General features: G+C 60.5%; 12 protein-coding genes. 8 read left to right on the top strand and 4 right to left on the bottom strand.

Features of this window, described 5'->3' with window-relative positions:
• Nucleotides 1–274 precede the first annotated feature (274 nt).
• The gene (locus ACKUG4_RS20665) at nucleotides 275–1,231 is read right to left on the bottom strand and encodes a threonine dehydratase (RefSeq protein WP_445434712.1); all 957 of its coding nucleotides are present in this window, start codon (nucleotides 1,229–1,231) and stop codon (nucleotides 275–277) included.
• Between the two features lie 94 nt (nucleotides 1,232–1,325).
• Here ACKUG4_RS20665 and ACKUG4_RS20670 point away from each other — a divergent pair, with 94 nt between their 5' ends.
• The 7 genes from ACKUG4_RS20670 (at nucleotide 1,326) to ACKUG4_RS20700 (ending at nucleotide 10,570) form a co-directional block, all read left to right on the top strand.
• Nucleotides 1,326–2,168, top strand: coding sequence for a helix-turn-helix transcriptional regulator (locus ACKUG4_RS20670; RefSeq protein ID WP_445434713.1), 843 nt, complete (start codon nucleotides 1,326–1,328; stop codon nucleotides 2,166–2,168).
• Nucleotides 2,169–2,410: 242 nt separating this feature from the next.
• A complete protein-coding gene (locus tag ACKUG4_RS20675) occupies nucleotides 2,411–2,887 on the top strand; it encodes a PA2171 family ribosome-binding persister protein (protein ID WP_039770748.1) in 477 nt (158 codons plus the stop codon).
• 192 nt (nucleotides 2,888–3,079) lie between these two features.
• Nucleotides 3,080–3,919 (top strand): glutathione-dependent disulfide-bond oxidoreductase, encoded by an 840-nt coding sequence (gene yghU / locus ACKUG4_RS20680; RefSeq protein WP_085648953.1) that lies wholly within the window; start codon nucleotides 3,080–3,082, stop codon nucleotides 3,917–3,919.
• Nucleotides 3,920–4,088: 169 nt separating this feature from the next.
• Nucleotides 4,089–5,588 (top strand): glycolate oxidase subunit GlcD, encoded by a 1,500-nt coding sequence (glcD, locus tag ACKUG4_RS20685; RefSeq protein ID WP_445434787.1) that lies wholly within the window; start codon nucleotides 4,089–4,091, stop codon nucleotides 5,586–5,588.
• On the top strand, nucleotides 5,588–6,652 hold the full coding sequence (glcE, locus tag ACKUG4_RS20690; protein ID WP_445434714.1) for a glycolate oxidase subunit GlcE: 1,065 nt from the start codon (nucleotides 5,588–5,590) through the stop codon (nucleotides 6,650–6,652). Before glcD ends, glcE begins: the two co-directional genes overlap by 1 nt.
• A 3-nt stretch (nucleotides 6,653–6,655) precedes the next feature.
• Nucleotides 6,656–7,882 (top strand): glycolate oxidase subunit GlcF, encoded by a 1,227-nt coding sequence (gene glcF / locus ACKUG4_RS20695; protein ID WP_445434715.1) that lies wholly within the window; start codon nucleotides 6,656–6,658, stop codon nucleotides 7,880–7,882.
• A gap of 105 nt (nucleotides 7,883–7,987) precedes the next feature.
• Nucleotides 7,988–10,570 carry a bifunctional diguanylate cyclase/phosphodiesterase gene (locus ACKUG4_RS20700; RefSeq protein WP_445434716.1) on the top strand — a complete coding sequence of 861 codons (2,583 nt, stop codon included), beginning with the start codon at nucleotides 7,988–7,990 and terminating at the stop codon, nucleotides 10,568–10,570.
• A gap of 27 nt (nucleotides 10,571–10,597) precedes the next feature.
• Here the strand turns inward: ACKUG4_RS20700 and ACKUG4_RS20705 are convergent, their stop codons facing one another.
• Nucleotides 10,598–10,813: a hypothetical protein gene (locus ACKUG4_RS20705; RefSeq protein ID WP_064595557.1), complete on the bottom strand. Its 216-nt coding sequence runs from the start codon at nucleotides 10,811–10,813 to the stop codon at nucleotides 10,598–10,600.
• A 256-nt stretch (nucleotides 10,814–11,069) separates the two neighbouring features.
• On the opposite strand from ACKUG4_RS20705, the gene ACKUG4_RS20710 reads away from it, so the two are divergent.
• A complete protein-coding gene (locus ACKUG4_RS20710) occupies nucleotides 11,070–11,840 on the top strand; it encodes a helix-turn-helix transcriptional regulator (protein ID WP_085648947.1) in 771 nt (256 codons plus the stop codon).
• Nucleotides 11,841–11,908: 68 nt separating this feature from the next.
• Here ACKUG4_RS20710 and ACKUG4_RS20715 read toward each other — a convergent pair whose 3' ends face one another.
• A complete protein-coding gene (locus ACKUG4_RS20715; protein WP_445434717.1) occupies nucleotides 11,909–13,864 on the bottom strand; it encodes a MacB family efflux pump subunit in 1,956 nt (651 codons plus the stop codon).
• 2 nt (nucleotides 13,865–13,866) lie between these two features.
• Complete coding sequence (gene macA, locus ACKUG4_RS20720; RefSeq protein WP_074687877.1) at nucleotides 13,867–15,015, bottom strand: macrolide transporter subunit MacA; 1,149 nt, start codon at nucleotides 15,013–15,015, stop codon at nucleotides 13,867–13,869.
• Nucleotides 15,016–15,081 lie beyond the last annotated feature (66 nt).

Here is a 15,081-nt window from a genome sequence, read left to right on the forward strand (position 1 = left end):
TTGATTCAGTTGTTAAAGAGCGGTTGGTTAAGATCTTTCGTCTCAACCGAGGCGCGCATTCTACAGCAGCCTCATTTGCTGTCAAGTGATTATTTTCATTTAAATTCAATCACTTGCGTTAGGAGCAACTCAAGTTGCTCGCTAGCGGGAGGCGAATAATACAGGATCAAAACAGATGGTCAACCCCCCGAGTAAAAATTCCTTTCCATACCCGACAGGTCAGGTCGTACCTGCGAAAACTACCAAGCTCCGTACCGACTATATAAAGAAGCAATCATCCAATCACCCCCGCATAGATCGTTCGATCAACATTCCCCCCGGACAGAATCACACCGACCGTTTTCCCCTCCCGCCTTTCATGCTCCTGCATCAAGGCCGCCAACGCGGACGCGCCCGCCCCTTCAGCAAGGTTATGGGTATCTGTGTAATACACGCGCATGGCCTCGGCTATTTCCTCTTCGCTCACCGAGACGATCCGCGCCGCCCCCTTCCTATAGATGTCGAACGCCTCGGCAATAGGCCTGCGCACGGCAAGGCCGTCGGCAAAGGTGTTGGCCGACGCGGTTTCACAGATCGTTTTCGCTTCGAAAGACAGTTTGGCGGCCATTGCTTCCGTCGACACCACCCCTACTATCTCGGTACTCAGGCCCAACACATCCCGGGCAGCAATCACACCGCAGATTCCCGAACCACAGCCGATGGGCACATAGACGGTGTCCAACTCTGGCGCTGCACTGAACAGCTCAAGCGCATACGTCGCAACGCCCTTGACCAGTTCGGCATGAAATGGCGGCACCAGGTACAAGTCATGTTCCTGCGCCAGGCGAGCAGCCTCTTCGCGAGCTTCATCGAAGTCACGCCCGTACTCGACCACCTCACCGCCGAACCCGCGCATGGCGTTGTTCTTTTCCATTGAGTTGCCCTTTGGCACAACGATCAATGCCCTCAGCCCCACAGCACTGGCTGCCAGTGCAAGACTTTGGCCATGATTGCCACGCGTCGCAGAAACGATGCCTTTGACGCTCGGGTGCTCACGGCGCAGCCAGTTCATGAATGTAATGCCACCGCGCACCTTGAAGGCTCCGGTCGGTGTGTGATTTTCGTGTTTGACCCAAACCGTGCATCCCAACCGCTCGGCCAGCAGAGGCCAGCGATACTGGGCGGTAGCCGGCATCACCTGGTAAACCTGGCGGGCAGCGTGTTCGAGGTCATCGCGCGTGATTGTATGCATGAGCGTCTCCTTGGCTTTGTCCCAGTCTAGGCACGCAGGCGTCGCGTCGGCTTTCAAAAAACGAACCTGACTTTTATGCCATCCCTTCACTACTATGACGCTCATGAGTCATCGAAACCGTCAGCACATCACACCCCTTGCGGAACCGGTCCGTCGCATCGAGGCAGGTTCGTGGACGATCGAATTGCTGCCCGGCGCAGCCTACTCGGCACGCTACGTGGCGACCCAGTCAGCGATTGGCTTTGCCTTCGACAGCCAACGCGGCCTGCATGCCATCGGTACTGACCGGGTACGTCCCTTCGACGCGATGCCCAATGGCCTGGCGTTTGTCCCGGTCGGCTGTGATGTGTTGTCCGAGTCCCCCGTGGGCGGTGAATACCTGCGGGTCATCCGCACCAAAGGGGGTGCGTTGGCCGGAGATCGGCCATTCAACAACCGCATCGACCCGCAGGCCATTCTCCTCGCCCAGCGAATGCGCAGCGCGCTGTTGCAGCCCAAATGGGACGATGACTGGGAAACCTGGGCGCTTGCGCTGGCTGAGCGCGCCGCAGTTCAGGACGTGCCAGTGCACCGCGGCTCGATCACCGACAGCCGAATGCGACGGCTGGATGAGTTCATTGACGCAGGTCTCAATGGCCCGCTCGATGTACTGTCGATGGCACACCTGCTCGAATTGTCCGAAGGCTATTTCACTCGCGCCTTCAAACAAGCCACGGGCAAAAGCCCCCATAGCTATTTGATCGACCGGCGCCTGGCCAGGGCTCGGGCGATGATATGCAACGGGAAAACGGCCTTGTCGCAGGTCGCCCTGGCCTGTGGATTCAATTCCCAGGCGCACCTGGCAAGCGCCTTCAAACAACGACTTGGCGTGAGTCCGGCACAATTACGCAAAAGTACTTGCCACAGCGCCAGCACCGGTAAACAACATCCGTCGTGATCGCTGTCTTCTGATCCGAAAAATCACGCCCACAACCCTTCGGGTCGTGTTCTGCAATGCCGATTACACGTCGTTCATGCAGGCTGCACGACCCCCCTCAGCCCTGCTATCGCACAACCCCTGATCCAGACGCCTTTGGCCGAGACGCGCGACTGGCATGGCAAATGCGTTGTTCTTCGGGAATCCACGGCGCCGAGAGACATCGGACTGTGTTCTAACCCTGAATAGCAGAGGCAACCAACATGAACGCGATCGACCTTCTGAAAGCCGACCACGAGAAAGTCAAAGGGATCCTGAGTCAACTCAGCGAATCGACGGACCGGGCCCTGAAAAAACGTGTCGAGCTGCTGGGCAAACTGGAAATGGAGATCTCGATCCACACCCGACTCGAAGAGGAAATCCTTTATCCGGCCTTCAAGGAAGCCGGCACCAAGGAACAGGACATCATGTACTTCGAAGCCAAGGAAGAGCACCGCACCGTGGATTCGCTGGTGCTGCCAGACCTCAAACTGACTGATCCGGGCACGCCCGAGTTCGCTGGTCGGGTCAAAGTGGTCAAGGAGCTTTTGGAGCATCACATCGAAGAGGAAGAAACCGAGATGTTTCCGCAGGCAAAAAAACTCCTCGGCAAAGCGAAGCTCGATGAACTGGGCGAACAAATGGAAGCGATGAAAGCCAGCTACAAAAAGGAAATGATGGCCGGCAACGTGGCGGCGTGATGTTCCCGAAACCCAGAAAGCCCGGCATCTGCCGGGCTTTTCTTTGGGTTGATATCACGCTCGATTCCCGCGAATTTTCATCCGCCCGCCGGTGGCATTCAAACGCCGTTGTGTGGTGTCCTGTCGGTCATGAGCCCGCTGTTCCCATACGGGCTCACAACATTCCGGCCATTAACCGATGAGGTCCGTTTCATGAGCAAGACGTCTTACGTGCCACCCAAGGTCTGGAAACACAGCGCGCCTTCCGGCGGCCAATTCGCCAATATCAATCGCCCGATTGCCGGGCCGACGCATGAAAAAACGCTGCCGATCGGCAAGCACCCGCTGCAGCTCTACTCGCTGGCCACGCCCAATGGCGTGAAGGTAACCATTCTGCTCGAAGAATTACTGGCGCTCGGCTGCACCGACGCTGAATACGATGCCTGGCTGATCCGCATCAACGAAGGAGACCAGTTCTCCAGCGGTTTTGTCGAGATCAACCCCAACTCGAAAATTCCGGCTTTATTGGACCGCAGCGTGGAACCGGGCATTCGCGTATTCGAATCCGGGTCGATCCTGTTGTATCTGGCGGAGAAATTCGGCGCCTTCCTGCCCTCCGATCCGGCGGGTCGCACCGAAACCCTGAACTGGCTGTTCTGGCAAATGGGTGCTGCGCCGTATCTGGGCGGTGGCTTCGGGCATTTCTATGCGTATGCGCCGGAAAAACTCGAATACCCGATCAATCGATTCACCATGGAAGCCAAGCGTCAGCTGGATGTACTTGATCGCCGCCTGAGCGAAAGCCCTTACCTTGCCGGCAACGACTACACCATCGCCGACATAGCGGTCTGGCCGTGGTACGGACAACTGGTGCGCAACAATGTGTACTCCGCCGCCGAGTTTCTGAGCGCCCATGAATACACCCACGTGCAGCGCTGGGCGCAAGAGATTGCCGAACGACCTGCGGTGATTCGCGGCCAGCGTGTCAACCGGACGTGGGGCGATGAAGCGAGCCAGGTCCCGGAGCGACATCAGGCGAGCGATCTGGATTGACATTGGCCTTATCCGATACAGCGCCTGTAGCCTCCGGCATCAGGCGTTGTGTCTGATAAATCGCTCCCACCGCCCCACGGACCGCTACGCTTTATTTCCAGGTGTCAGCGGCCCAGCGATGAAAGTGCGACACCCGACCTCGAACAACAACGGAGGGTCGTCCACCCGCATGAACATTCTCTACGACGAACAGGTCGACGGCGCCTTGCCCGACGTCGACAAAGCCGCACTTCTGCAAGCCCTGCGGCACCAATGGCCAGACCTGGAAGTGCTGCATCAGCGCGAGGAACTGAAACCGTACGAGTGCGATGGCCTCTCGGCCTACCGCACCACGCCGCTGCTGGTGGTACTGCCACGGCACATCGATGAAGTTCAGGGCGTGTTGCAGATCTGCCATGAACGACGGGTGCCGGTGGTGGCCAGGGGCGCGGGGACCGGTTTGTCCGGCGGTGCATTGCCGCTGGAAAAAGGCGTGCTGCTGGTGATGGCGCGTTTCAACAACATCCTGCAGATCGACCCAAAGGCCCGCACTGCACGGGTTCAACCCGGTGTGCGCAACCTGGCGATTTCCCAGGCCGCCGCGCCGTTCGGGCTGTATTACGCACCTGACCCTTCCTCGCAAATCGCCTGCTCGATCGGCGGCAACGTGGCGGAAAACGCCGGTGGTGTGCATTGCCTCAAGTACGGCTTGACCGTGCACAACCTGCTCAAGGTCGAGATCCTCACCGTCGATGGCGAACGCCTGACGCTGGGTTCGGACGCACTGGATTCCCCCGGTTTCGACCTGTTGGCGCTGTTCACCGGTTCCGAAGGCCTGCTCGGGGTCATCACCGAAGTCACGGTCAAACTCTTGCCCAAACCGCAGAACGCCAAAGTGCTGCTGGCGGCGTTCGATTCCGTGGAAAAGGCTGGCCGCGCCGTGGCGGATATCATCGCGGCCGGCATCATTCCCGGTGGCCTGGAGATGATGGACAACCTGGCGATCCGCGCTGCCGAAGACTTCATCCACGCCGGTTATCCGGTGGATGCCGAGGCGATTCTGCTCTGCGAACTCGATGGCGTTGAGGCCGATGTTCACGATGACTGCGCGCGGGTCCGACAAGTGCTCGAGCACGCCGGCGCCACCGAACTGCGTCAGGCCCGGGACGAAGCCGAACGCGTGCGATTCTGGGCCGGACGCAAAAACGCCTTCCCCGCCGTGGGCCGGTTGTCGCCGGACTATTACTGCATGGATGGCACCATCCCGCGCCGCGAGTTGCCCGGCGTATTGCATGCGATTGCACAGCTTTCAGCCGAATACGGCCTGCGAGTGGCCAACGTATTCCATGCCGGCGACGGCAACATGCATCCACTGATTCTGTTCGACGCCAACCAGCCCGGGGAGCTGGAGCGTGCTGAAACGCTGGGCGGCAAGATCCTCGAACTGTGCGTCAAGGTCGGCGGCAGCATCACCGGAGAACACGGTGTGGGCCGGGAAAAAATCAACCAGATGTGCGCGCAGTTCAACAGCGATGAGCTGACCCTGTTCCACGCCGTCAAAGCCGCGTTCGATCCCGGCGGCCTGCTCAACCCCGGCAAAAACATTCCGACCCTGCACCGCTGCGCCGAATTCGGCGCCCTGCACGTGCATCACGGGCAGTTGCCCTTCCCCGAACTGGAGCGGTTCTGATGGGCGACGCGATGGATTTCGATGACAGCGCCGCGCTGCTCGAACAGGTCAACCGGGCACTGGAAAACGCTACCCCGCTGCGCATCCAGGGCGCCAACAGCAAGGCGTTTCTCGGGCGCATCGTCGGTGGCGAGATTCTCGACACTCGCGCCCATCGCGGCATCGTCAGCTACGACCCGACCGAACTGGTGATCACCGCACGCTGCGGCACTCCACTAGTGGAACTGCTGGCCGTGCTGGACGCTTCGCAACAGATGCTGGCGTGCGAACCACCGGCCTTCGCCGACGATGCCACGGTCGGCGGCATGGTCGCCAGTGGCCTGTCCGGGCCGCGTCGGCCCTGGTCGGGATCGGTGCGCGATTTCGTGCTGGGCACGCGAATCATCACCGGTCATGGCAAACACCTGCGGTTCGGCGGCGAAGTCATGAAGAACGTCGCCGGTTATGACCTGTCGCGCCTGATGGCCGGCAGTTACGGCTCGCTCGGGGTGATCACCGAAGTCTCGCTCAAGGTGCTGCCCAAACCGCGAGCGTGCCTGAGCCTCAGTCTGGAAATGCCCAGCGAACAGGCGTTGCTGCGTCTGGCCGAATGGGGCCAGCAACCGTTGCCGATCAGCGCCGCGTGTCACGATGGCCGGCAACTGCATTTGCGTCTTGAGGGTGGCGAAGGTTCGGTGGCGGCCGCCCATGATCGCCTGGGTGGCGAGCTGATCGACAGTTCGTTCTGGGCCGATCTCAACGAACAACACCTGGGCTTCTTCGACGAAGACCAACCGCTCTGGCGCCTGTCCGTGCCGCTGAACACGCCGCCGCTGAACCTGCCCGGCCAGCAGTGGCTCGACTGGGGCGGCGCGCAACGCTGGCTCAAATCGACGGCCGAAGCGACGGTCATTCGCAAAGTGGTCGACGAAGTCGGCGGGCATGCGACCTGTTATAGCCACGGTCTGATCGACGAGCCGTTCCATCCTCTGGCGCCCGCCCTGCTGCACTATCACCGCCAACTCAAACGACAACTCGACCCCCGGGGAATTTTCAATCCCGGGCGTCTGTACGCGGAGCTTTGAGCCATGCAGACCACCCTCAGCCCGCAAGCCCGGCAACTGCCCCGCGCCGAAGAGGCCGAAAGCATCCTGCGCACGTGCGTTCATTGCGGATTCTGCAACGCGACCTGCCCGACTTATCAATTGCTCGGCGATGAACTGGACGGCCCGCGCGGACGCATCTACTTGATCAAGCAAGTGCTCGAAGGCAACGAAGTCACGGCAAAAACCCAGCAGCATCTGGATCGCTGCCTGTCATGCCGCAACTGTGAAACCACCTGCCCTTCCGGCGTGGACTATCACAACCTGCTCGACATCGGCCGGGCGGTGGTGGACGCCGCCGTCCCGCGGCCGCTCGGGCAGCGTCTGTTGCGTGAAGGACTTCGACGCGTCGTGCCCGATCCACGGTTGTTCAAAGGGCTGATCAACGCCGGCCAGATGTTTCGGGCGCTATTGCCCCATACCCTGCAAGACAAACTGCCACGCAACGTGGCGCTGCCTGCCCCACGACCCGCCATCCGTCATGTGCGGCAAGTGCGGCAAGTGCTGATGCTCGAGGGTTGCGTGCAGCCAGGTTTGTCACCCAACACCAATGCCGCAGCGGCGCGGGTGCTGGATCGTCTGGGCATCAGCGTGATTCCTGCCCGCGAGGCTGGCTGCTGCGGCGCGGTGGATTATCACCTTGACGCCCAGGCCACCGGCCTTGAGCGCGGCCGCCACAACATTGATGCGTGGTGGCCGGCCATCGAACAGGGTGCCGAGGCGATCGTACAGACCGCCAGCGGTTGTGGTGCGTTCATCAAGGATTACGGGCATTTGCTTCGCGCCGACCCGGCCTATGCCGAAAAGGCCAAAGCCGTCAGCGCGCTGGCAAAAGATCTGGTTGAGGTGCTGCGCGAAGAGCCGCTCGAATCCTTAGGCATCCACGCCAATCAACGTGTGGCTTTCCATTGCCCCTGCACCTTGCAGCACGTGCAGAAACTTGGCGGTGCGGTGGAGTCGGTGCTGACACGACTGGGCTTCGACCTGACTGCCGTCCCCGACGCCCATCTGTGCTGCGGCTCGGCAGGTACTTACTCGATCACCCAACCGGCACTGGCCAGGTCACTGCGCGACAACAAACTCGCTGCGCTGGAGAGTGGTCATCCTGAGATCATCGCCACCGCCAACATCGGCTGCCAGATACACCTCGACGGCGCCGGCCGCACGCCCGTCAGGCACTGGATCGAGCTGGTGGACGCGCATTGCCGATGAAAGTCCGAGGTGCCTGCTAACCTTCAAGCGGTGGCGCAGACAAGACTGAACATTGCGTCGTTCCAAATGTTCTAGATGCCGTAATCACGGATCAAGGATGAGCGAATGGACTTCTCCACTCATGCGGCCCCGCTCCCCTCGCCTCAACGTACCGCCACCCGGCGTCTGGCGTTTGCCGTAGGCGCGCTGTTCATAGCCGGTGTCATCACGGCCGTCGGCGCCCTGTTAAGTATTGCGACGCAGCTTGATGACGACGATGTGAACGACAACCTGTTCTATTCGACCCGAGCGCTGGAAAACCGCATCCTCGCATCAAAAAACTACATCACCAGTTACGCCTACTGGACGACGGCCTATGAGCATCTGAGCGGTCAGGTCGACACAAACTGGGCCTACGTTGAACAGAACCTGGGCAAAACCCTGTTCACCAGCGATGGCTATGACGGCGTATTTGTCCTGAACCGGGAACAGACCAAATATGCGGTGGTGCGCGGCCAGTTGGTCGAAGCAAATATCTCCAGTTTTCTCCAGGCGTCCGCCACTGCGCTGGTCGACCAGGTACAACTGCAAAGCGACCTCACCAGGCCGGTCAATACCTATTCGTTGTTTGAAGACTGGCCCGCGCTGGTGACGGCGGCGGCCATCATTCCCAATGACGAGCGCCCCACCGAAGAGCCCCGGAATACCTCTGTGCTGGTATTCGTCGACAAGCTGACGCCAGCCAAACTGCGAAAGATCGGCAGCGGCTTCGGCCTGAACAACCTGACTCTTGCCCTGGATGAAACCATCGAAGCAGGCCAGCCCAGAGTGCCGCTGGACAGTACCGGTTACAGCCTGGTCGCTGACCTTGAACGGCCGGGGCAACGGTTGTTGTGGTCATTGCTGCCCACGCTTGGCAGCATTTTGCTCATCCTCATGCTGTTGACCGGTTACTTTTTCCGGCATGCCTTGCGTTCGTCGAAGTACGTGGACAACAGCCTGGAAGCGATGCAGACCTCACACCGGGCAATGCAAGCGGCCAATCAGGCGCTCGAGGCCAGCGAGGAGCGTTTTCGCGCCGTGGCTGAAGCGGCCTCCGACTGGATCTGGGAAATCGACCGGCATCTGTCTCTCACGTATCTCTCGGCGCGCTTCAGTACCGTGACCGGCTATCCACGTGAGCAGTGGCTGGGACAGGACATCATGCAGTTACTGTTTTGCGATACCACGCCGCTGGAGCTGTGGCTCAAGAAACTGAACGAAGAGGTCAACGCCAGTGACCTGCGCTGTACCTACCGCGATGAGACGGGGCAGCAACGCTATTGCCGGCTGTCCGCCCGGCCGATCGTCGAAAACCATTGCATCGTCGGTTATCGCGGCACCGCCAGCGACATCACCGATGAAGTCGCCGCCCATGCACAGATCCAGCACCTGTCCATGCACGACGCGCTGACGGGGTTGCCCAACCGCAACAAGCTGGCGCGCTACCTGGAAGAAGCCCTGCAACTCAAGGAGCATGCCGCGCCCCTGTCACTGCTGATGATCGATCTGGACAACTTCAAGCCGATCAATGACTCATTGGGCCATCCTGCCGGTGATGCGGTCCTGCAGGAAGTCGCCAGACGCCTGCGCGAATGCACACGGGATCACGACATTGTTGCGCGGCTCGGAGGCGACGAGTTCGTCGTCGTACTCAGTGGCATGGACTCGCATCAGGAAATCGACAGGTTCTGCACACGCCTGATCGGCAGTCTGCATGAGCCGGTGATGTTCGAGCATCATCCGTTGCACATCGGTGCCAGCATCGGCATCACCCTGAGCCGGCGCCACGGCTTCGAAGCCGCAGAGCTGATTCGCTGCGCCGACATCGCGCTCTACCAGGCCAAGTCGGAAGGCAAGAACACCTGGTGCTATTTCGAAGCGCACATGAGCGACCAGATCCAGACGCGCCGGCAAATGGAAGACGACTTGCGCAAGGCGCTGAAAGACAACGAGCTGGTGCTGCACTATCAGCCGCGTTACAAGGTGGACGGCAAGGAAATCGTTTCGGTTGAAGCCCTGGTGCGCTGGCAGCATCCGACGAAAGGGCTGCTCGGTCCCGATCTGTTCATTCCCTTGGCGGAGCAGACAGACCTGATCGTCCCCCTCGGTCGCTGGGTACTGCGCGAAGCCTGCCGGACCGCCCTGACATGGCCTGAAGAAATCCTCTTGTCGGTGAACCTCTCCCCTGCCCAGTTTGCACTGAGCGACGTCGTCCAGGACGTGCGCGAAGTGCTGGTCGAAACCCGTTTTCCAGCCAGTCGCCTGGAACTGGAGATCACCGAAAACGTCATGCTCAACGACACCGACGGTGCGCTGACGACCATGAACGCACTCAAAGAACTGGGCGTGCGGTTGAACATGGATGATTTCGGCACCGGCTACTCCTCGCTGGGCTACTTGCGTGCCTATCCGTTCGATGGCATCAAGATCGACAAGCGCTTCATCGCGTCCATCAGCACCGGCAGCAATGATCGTGCGGTGGTGCAAGCCATCATCGGGCTGGGCAAGGCTATGGGCCTGAACGTCACGGCCGAAGGCGTCGAGACCGAAGAGCAACTGGCCATTCTCGGCAAGGATCAATGCAACGAAGTGCAGGGATATTTCATGAGCCGGCCCATCGACAAGACGGCGTTCGCGCGTCTCTTGCAGGCCACGGGGCGTCTTTGACTCGTCGGCCGGCACCTGGTTTGCGCTTCATCCGCTTGCCCCCGCCTCGTTGCGGGTAAACACGTTGCCCGCATCGCGCACCAACTGACGCCATTCGGCGTTGCTGATGAGCCCCTGTTCCAGCATGTCGTCGGCCCCCTTGAGCAAGTCGTCGTATTGGTCCTGCGGATCGAACGGCTCTTGCGATTGTGTCGCCAGCTTGCGCCATGCCGACAGTGACTCTTTCTTGCGCTGATCGTACATTTCGAATGTCTCGCTAAGATGACACGCGGTAGAGCCGTGCTGCTTCTGCGTCGTTCTACGCATTCGACGAATGGAAGCCGACCGGGTGGCGGCCACTGAATGTTGGTTATGAGCTAATAACCCCTTCATTAAACGGTCGCTCAAACGTTGTACTAGGATAGGATCCAAATTTCCCGATTTGTGGTCGCCGGCCAAGGACTTCCGCCGGAGACTCGGGAAAGCGCAATTCCCCCATTGCTACTCATGGATGAAACACATGAACTCACACCTGTTCCCTCACATCGGCAAAGTCATCGCCAGCACCGGCAGCCGGCATTTTCCGCGAATGCTGCACGACCTGATCCTCACCCAACTGGCCGTGGACGCCACGCATATCCGGCAGATGCGCGTGGAGCCGGTCGCACGTACGCAACCGCGCACCGAGCCGGAATGCCCCAAAGAGGCGGCACTGACGGCCGAGACGGTGTATTCCGAACTGAGCACCGATCCCGGCAACAGTGACGTGCCCGCCCCCGAACCCTCCACGGTCACCGATGCTTCGCAGTTGCACCTGACCCGGCGCAAGGACGGTTACCGTTATGTGATTTCCGTGTACCGCTGCGGCCCGTCGAAGCGCTTCTCCGCGCGCGAGCGCAGTCTGTTACAGGACATCTCCCCGGTGTTGCTGCCAATGGTGGAAAAGCACATCCACGCGCTGCAACCGGCGAGTGCGGATCCCGAGGCGCAAGCCGCAGCGACCGAAGCCTCGCTTCAAGGCCTTGAAACCCTGCGCCTGCGTTTTTGCGAGCGCGTGCAGCAACTGGGCCTGAGCCTGTCCAACCGTGAACTGGAAGTGTGCGTCGGTCTGCTGGCCGGGCGCACCGCGCCTGAACTGGCCGAGCAATTGCAACTGAAGGTCAATACCGTCGAGAGCTACCTCAAACGTGCTGCCATCAAACTGGGAATCAGCGGCCGCCATTCGCTGATGCGCTGGATGTATTCGCCTGAGGACTGCCCGGCCGCCTGCGACCCGTCCAACGCTGCCTGATCGATCACACGCCTGTAAAAAAACCGCTGTCCTGCCAGGGACGGCGGTTTTTTTTCATGTCCGGCCCCTCAGTCCCGCGCCAAGGCCTCGATCGGGTCGAGCCGCGATGCATTGCGCGCGGGCACAAAGCCGAACACGATGCCGATCAGCGTCGAGCAGATCACCGCCGTCAACACCGAGCTCAACGAGAACACCATTTCCCATTCCTTGATGAACAGCGAAAACAGGTGGCCGATGGCATAACTCAACGAGATTCCAATCGCCCCGCCCAGCAGACAGACCATCACCGCCTCCACCAGAAACTGCTGACGAATGTCCGACTGCCGCGCCCCGACCGCCATTCGGATACCGATCTCGCGGGTCCGTTCGGTGACCGACACCAGCATGATGTTCATCACCCCGATGCCGCCGACTACCAGCGAAATCACTGCAATCAGCGACAGCAACAGCGCCAGTGAGCGGCTGGTTTTCTGCACGGTCTGCATGACGCTGTCGAGGTTGTTGGTAAAGAAATCCTTGGTGCCGTGGCGCTGCAGCATCAGTTTGTTGACGTTGTCTTCCACGACCTTGCTCGGTTGGCCGTCCTTGATCCGCACGCTGATGCTGTCCAGGTAGCGCTGTCCCAACAGCCGCCCGGCTGCAGTTTCGTAAGGCACCCAGACGTTGAGCGACTTGCTCGACGAGAAGATGTTCTTCTTTTCTGCCGCCACACCGATCACGGTGCACGGCAGGTTGCCGATCAGGATCACCTGTCCCAGCGGATCAACCCCCTCGCCGAACAACCGTTGGCGGGTGTTGTGATCGATCACCACCACCTGAGCCTGGCGTCGGGCATCGTTTTCGCTGAACGCAATGCCCGACTCCATCTTGATTCCGCGCACCTGGAAGTACAGATCGCTGACGCCGTTGACCTGGGCATCGAGATCGATGTTGCGATAGCGCAGCAACAGATTGCGCCCGACCACCGGCGTGGCGCTGTCGACGTAATACAACTGGTTGAGCGCCGTCACATCCGCCGGCACCAGGGTTTCGATGGCCGCCGAACGGCTGTCGCCGAAACTGGTGCCGGAATAGATATCGATGGTGTTGCTGCCGATGGCCTGAATGTCCTTGAGCACATAGCGCTTGGCCCCTTCGCCGATGGCCGAAATCGACACCACCGAGGTGATGCCGATGACGATCCCGAGCATGGTCAACAAGGTACGCATCCGATGCGAGATCAGCGCGACCCAGGCCATGTTGAAGGCCTCCTTGAACAACCCGAGGCTGGCCACCAGACGCCGCGCCCCCGTGGATTTGGGGACCGCGTCCTCATTGCTCAATGCTGTGGCGTCGCGCTCGTTGCGGCGGTCGCTGAGAATTTCGCCGTCACTGACCTCAATGATGCGCTCGGCGTTGGCTGCAACCTTGGGGTCGTGAGTCACCAGAATCACCGTGTGCCCGGCCGCGTGCAGCTCCAACAGGATGCGCATCACCTCCTTGCCGCTGGTGGTGTCGAGGGCGCCGGTCGGCTCGTCCGCGAGGATCACTTCGCCGCCGTTCATCAGCGCCCGGGCGATACTCACCCGCTGCTGCTGACCGCCCGAGAGTTGGCTCGGGCGATGGGTCAGGTGCCCCTCCAGCCCAAGGCGCGCCAACAATTCACGGGCTCGCGCATGGCGTTGTGGTTCCGGCGTGCCGGCGTAGATTGCCGGCATCTCGACGTTGTGCATCGCACTCAAGTGCGGCAGCAAGTGGTAGCGCTGGAAGATGAAGCCGAAATAGTCGCGACGCAGTTCGGCCAGCGCCTGGCTGTCCAGATCGCGGGTTTCCCGGCCGTTGATCCTGTAGCTGCCGGCTGTGGCGTAATCGAGGCAGCCGAGGATGTTCATCAGGGTCGATTTGCCGGAACCCGAGGCGCCGATGATCGCGACCATTTCCCCGGCATGGATCGTCAGGTTGATGTTCTTCAGCGCGAGGAATTCGCGATCGCCAGCCGTGAAGCTGCGGCTGATGCCGGTCAGTTGCAGCAGAGGTTCGCTCATGCTCATGCCCCTGCCACTTTCGTCACCGGATCACCGATCACCACCCGGTCGCCTTCGGCCAGGCCTTCGTTGACCTGCACCTTGACGTTGTTGTTGATCCCGGTCTGCACATTGCGCGACTGCGCCTGGCCCTTGGCGTCCAGCACCCGCACCGGGAAGCTGCCATCGCTGTTGCGTGGGCCCAGCGCGGCGACCGGAATCGTCAGCACCGATTTGGCGGTGTCGAGCACCACCCGCACCTGAGCGGTCATGGAAATACGCAAACGGTGATCGGGATTCGGCACCTCGAACAGCGCGTTATAGAACACCGCAGTGTTCTGCTTCGGCGTGCCGGCGGGCGGGGTTTCGAGGAAGTTCTGCGGCGCAGGCTCAGTGCCGCGCAGTTTGCCGTAATAACGTTTGTCCTCACCAAGAATGGTGAAGTACACCTCCTGCCCCGGTGCAATGTGAATGACATCGGCCTCCGACACCTGAGCCTTTACGGTCATGGTGTCCAGGTCCGCCAGTTTGAGCAGGATCGGTGCCAGCTGATTGGCGATCACGGTCTGGCCTTCCTGGGTCACGATGCCCACCACATCGCCGTCGATGGGCGCGACGATCCGCGTGTAGGCCAGATTGACCTTGGCCGTGTCGATCTGGATATGCGCACTCTTGATCTGCGCGTCCAGCGACAACAGATTGGCCTGCTGCACTTCGTAGTTCGATTGCGCGGTTTCGAAATCCTGCCGCGAGATCGAGGCGTCCTCCTGCAGGTTCTGATAGCGCTCGTAGATGGCCTTGGTCTGGCGCAGTTGAGCCTGAGTCGCCCGGCGCTGGGCTTGCAGATTCTCCTCATCGACCTGTGCCTGACGCAGGGTGTTCTGCAGCACCAACGGATCGATTTCCGCCAGCCACTGGCCCTTCTTGACCTTGTCGCCGACCTTGACCTTCAGCGACTTCAACTGCCCCGAAACCTGGGCGCCGACGTCCACCTGCTTGATGCCCTCCAGCAAACCGGTGGCCAGCACTGCGTTTTCAATGTCAGCGCGTTCGACCGTGGCGGTCAGGTATTGCGGCGCCTCGGCCGGCGCCTGCACTGTGTAGAACACCAACCCGGCCACCAGCGTCAACGCGATTCCCAGACCGACTTTGCGCACCTTCGACTGTTCCATAAATGACCACAATTCCGTTCAGGGTTGAGCCCGGCCAGCGGCCGGGTTCCAGGATAAAAACTTCAA

The sequence above is a fragment of the Candidatus Pseudomonas auctus genome (assembly GCF_048654275.1).
Taxonomy (GTDB): Bacteria; Pseudomonadota; Gammaproteobacteria; order Pseudomonadales; family Pseudomonadaceae; genus Aquipseudomonas; species Aquipseudomonas pharyngis.

What these genes read in the sequence shown, in the direction of transcription:
- ACKUG4_RS20665 (WP_445434712.1), bottom strand. Translation starts at nt 1,231, where the DNA reads ATGCATACAATCACGCGCGATGACCTCGAACACGCTGCCCGCCAGGTT.
- ACKUG4_RS20670 (WP_445434713.1), top strand. Translation starts at nt 1,326, where the DNA reads ATGACGCTCATGAGTCATCGAAACCGTCAGCACATCACACCCCTTGCG.
- ACKUG4_RS20675 (WP_039770748.1), top strand. Translation starts at nt 2,411, where the DNA reads ATGAACGCGATCGACCTTCTGAAAGCCGACCACGAGAAAGTCAAAGGG.
- yghU (WP_085648953.1), top strand. Translation starts at nt 3,080, where the DNA reads ATGAGCAAGACGTCTTACGTGCCACCCAAGGTCTGGAAACACAGCGCG.
- glcD (WP_445434787.1), top strand. Translation starts at nt 4,089, where the DNA reads ATGAACATTCTCTACGACGAACAGGTCGACGGCGCCTTGCCCGACGTC.
- glcE (WP_445434714.1), top strand. Translation starts at nt 5,588, where the DNA reads ATGGGCGACGCGATGGATTTCGATGACAGCGCCGCGCTGCTCGAACAG.
- glcF (WP_445434715.1), top strand. Translation starts at nt 6,656, where the DNA reads ATGCAGACCACCCTCAGCCCGCAAGCCCGGCAACTGCCCCGCGCCGAA.
- ACKUG4_RS20700 (WP_445434716.1), top strand. Translation starts at nt 7,988, where the DNA reads ATGGACTTCTCCACTCATGCGGCCCCGCTCCCCTCGCCTCAACGTACC.
- ACKUG4_RS20705 (WP_064595557.1), bottom strand. Translation starts at nt 10,813, where the DNA reads ATGTACGATCAGCGCAAGAAAGAGTCACTGTCGGCATGGCGCAAGCTG.
- ACKUG4_RS20710 (WP_085648947.1), top strand. Translation starts at nt 11,070, where the DNA reads ATGAACTCACACCTGTTCCCTCACATCGGCAAAGTCATCGCCAGCACC.
- ACKUG4_RS20715 (WP_445434717.1), bottom strand. Translation starts at nt 13,864, where the DNA reads ATGAGCGAACCTCTGCTGCAACTGACCGGCATCAGCCGCAGCTTCACG.
- macA (WP_074687877.1), bottom strand. Translation starts at nt 15,015, where the DNA reads ATGGAACAGTCGAAGGTGCGCAAAGTCGGTCTGGGAATCGCGTTGACG.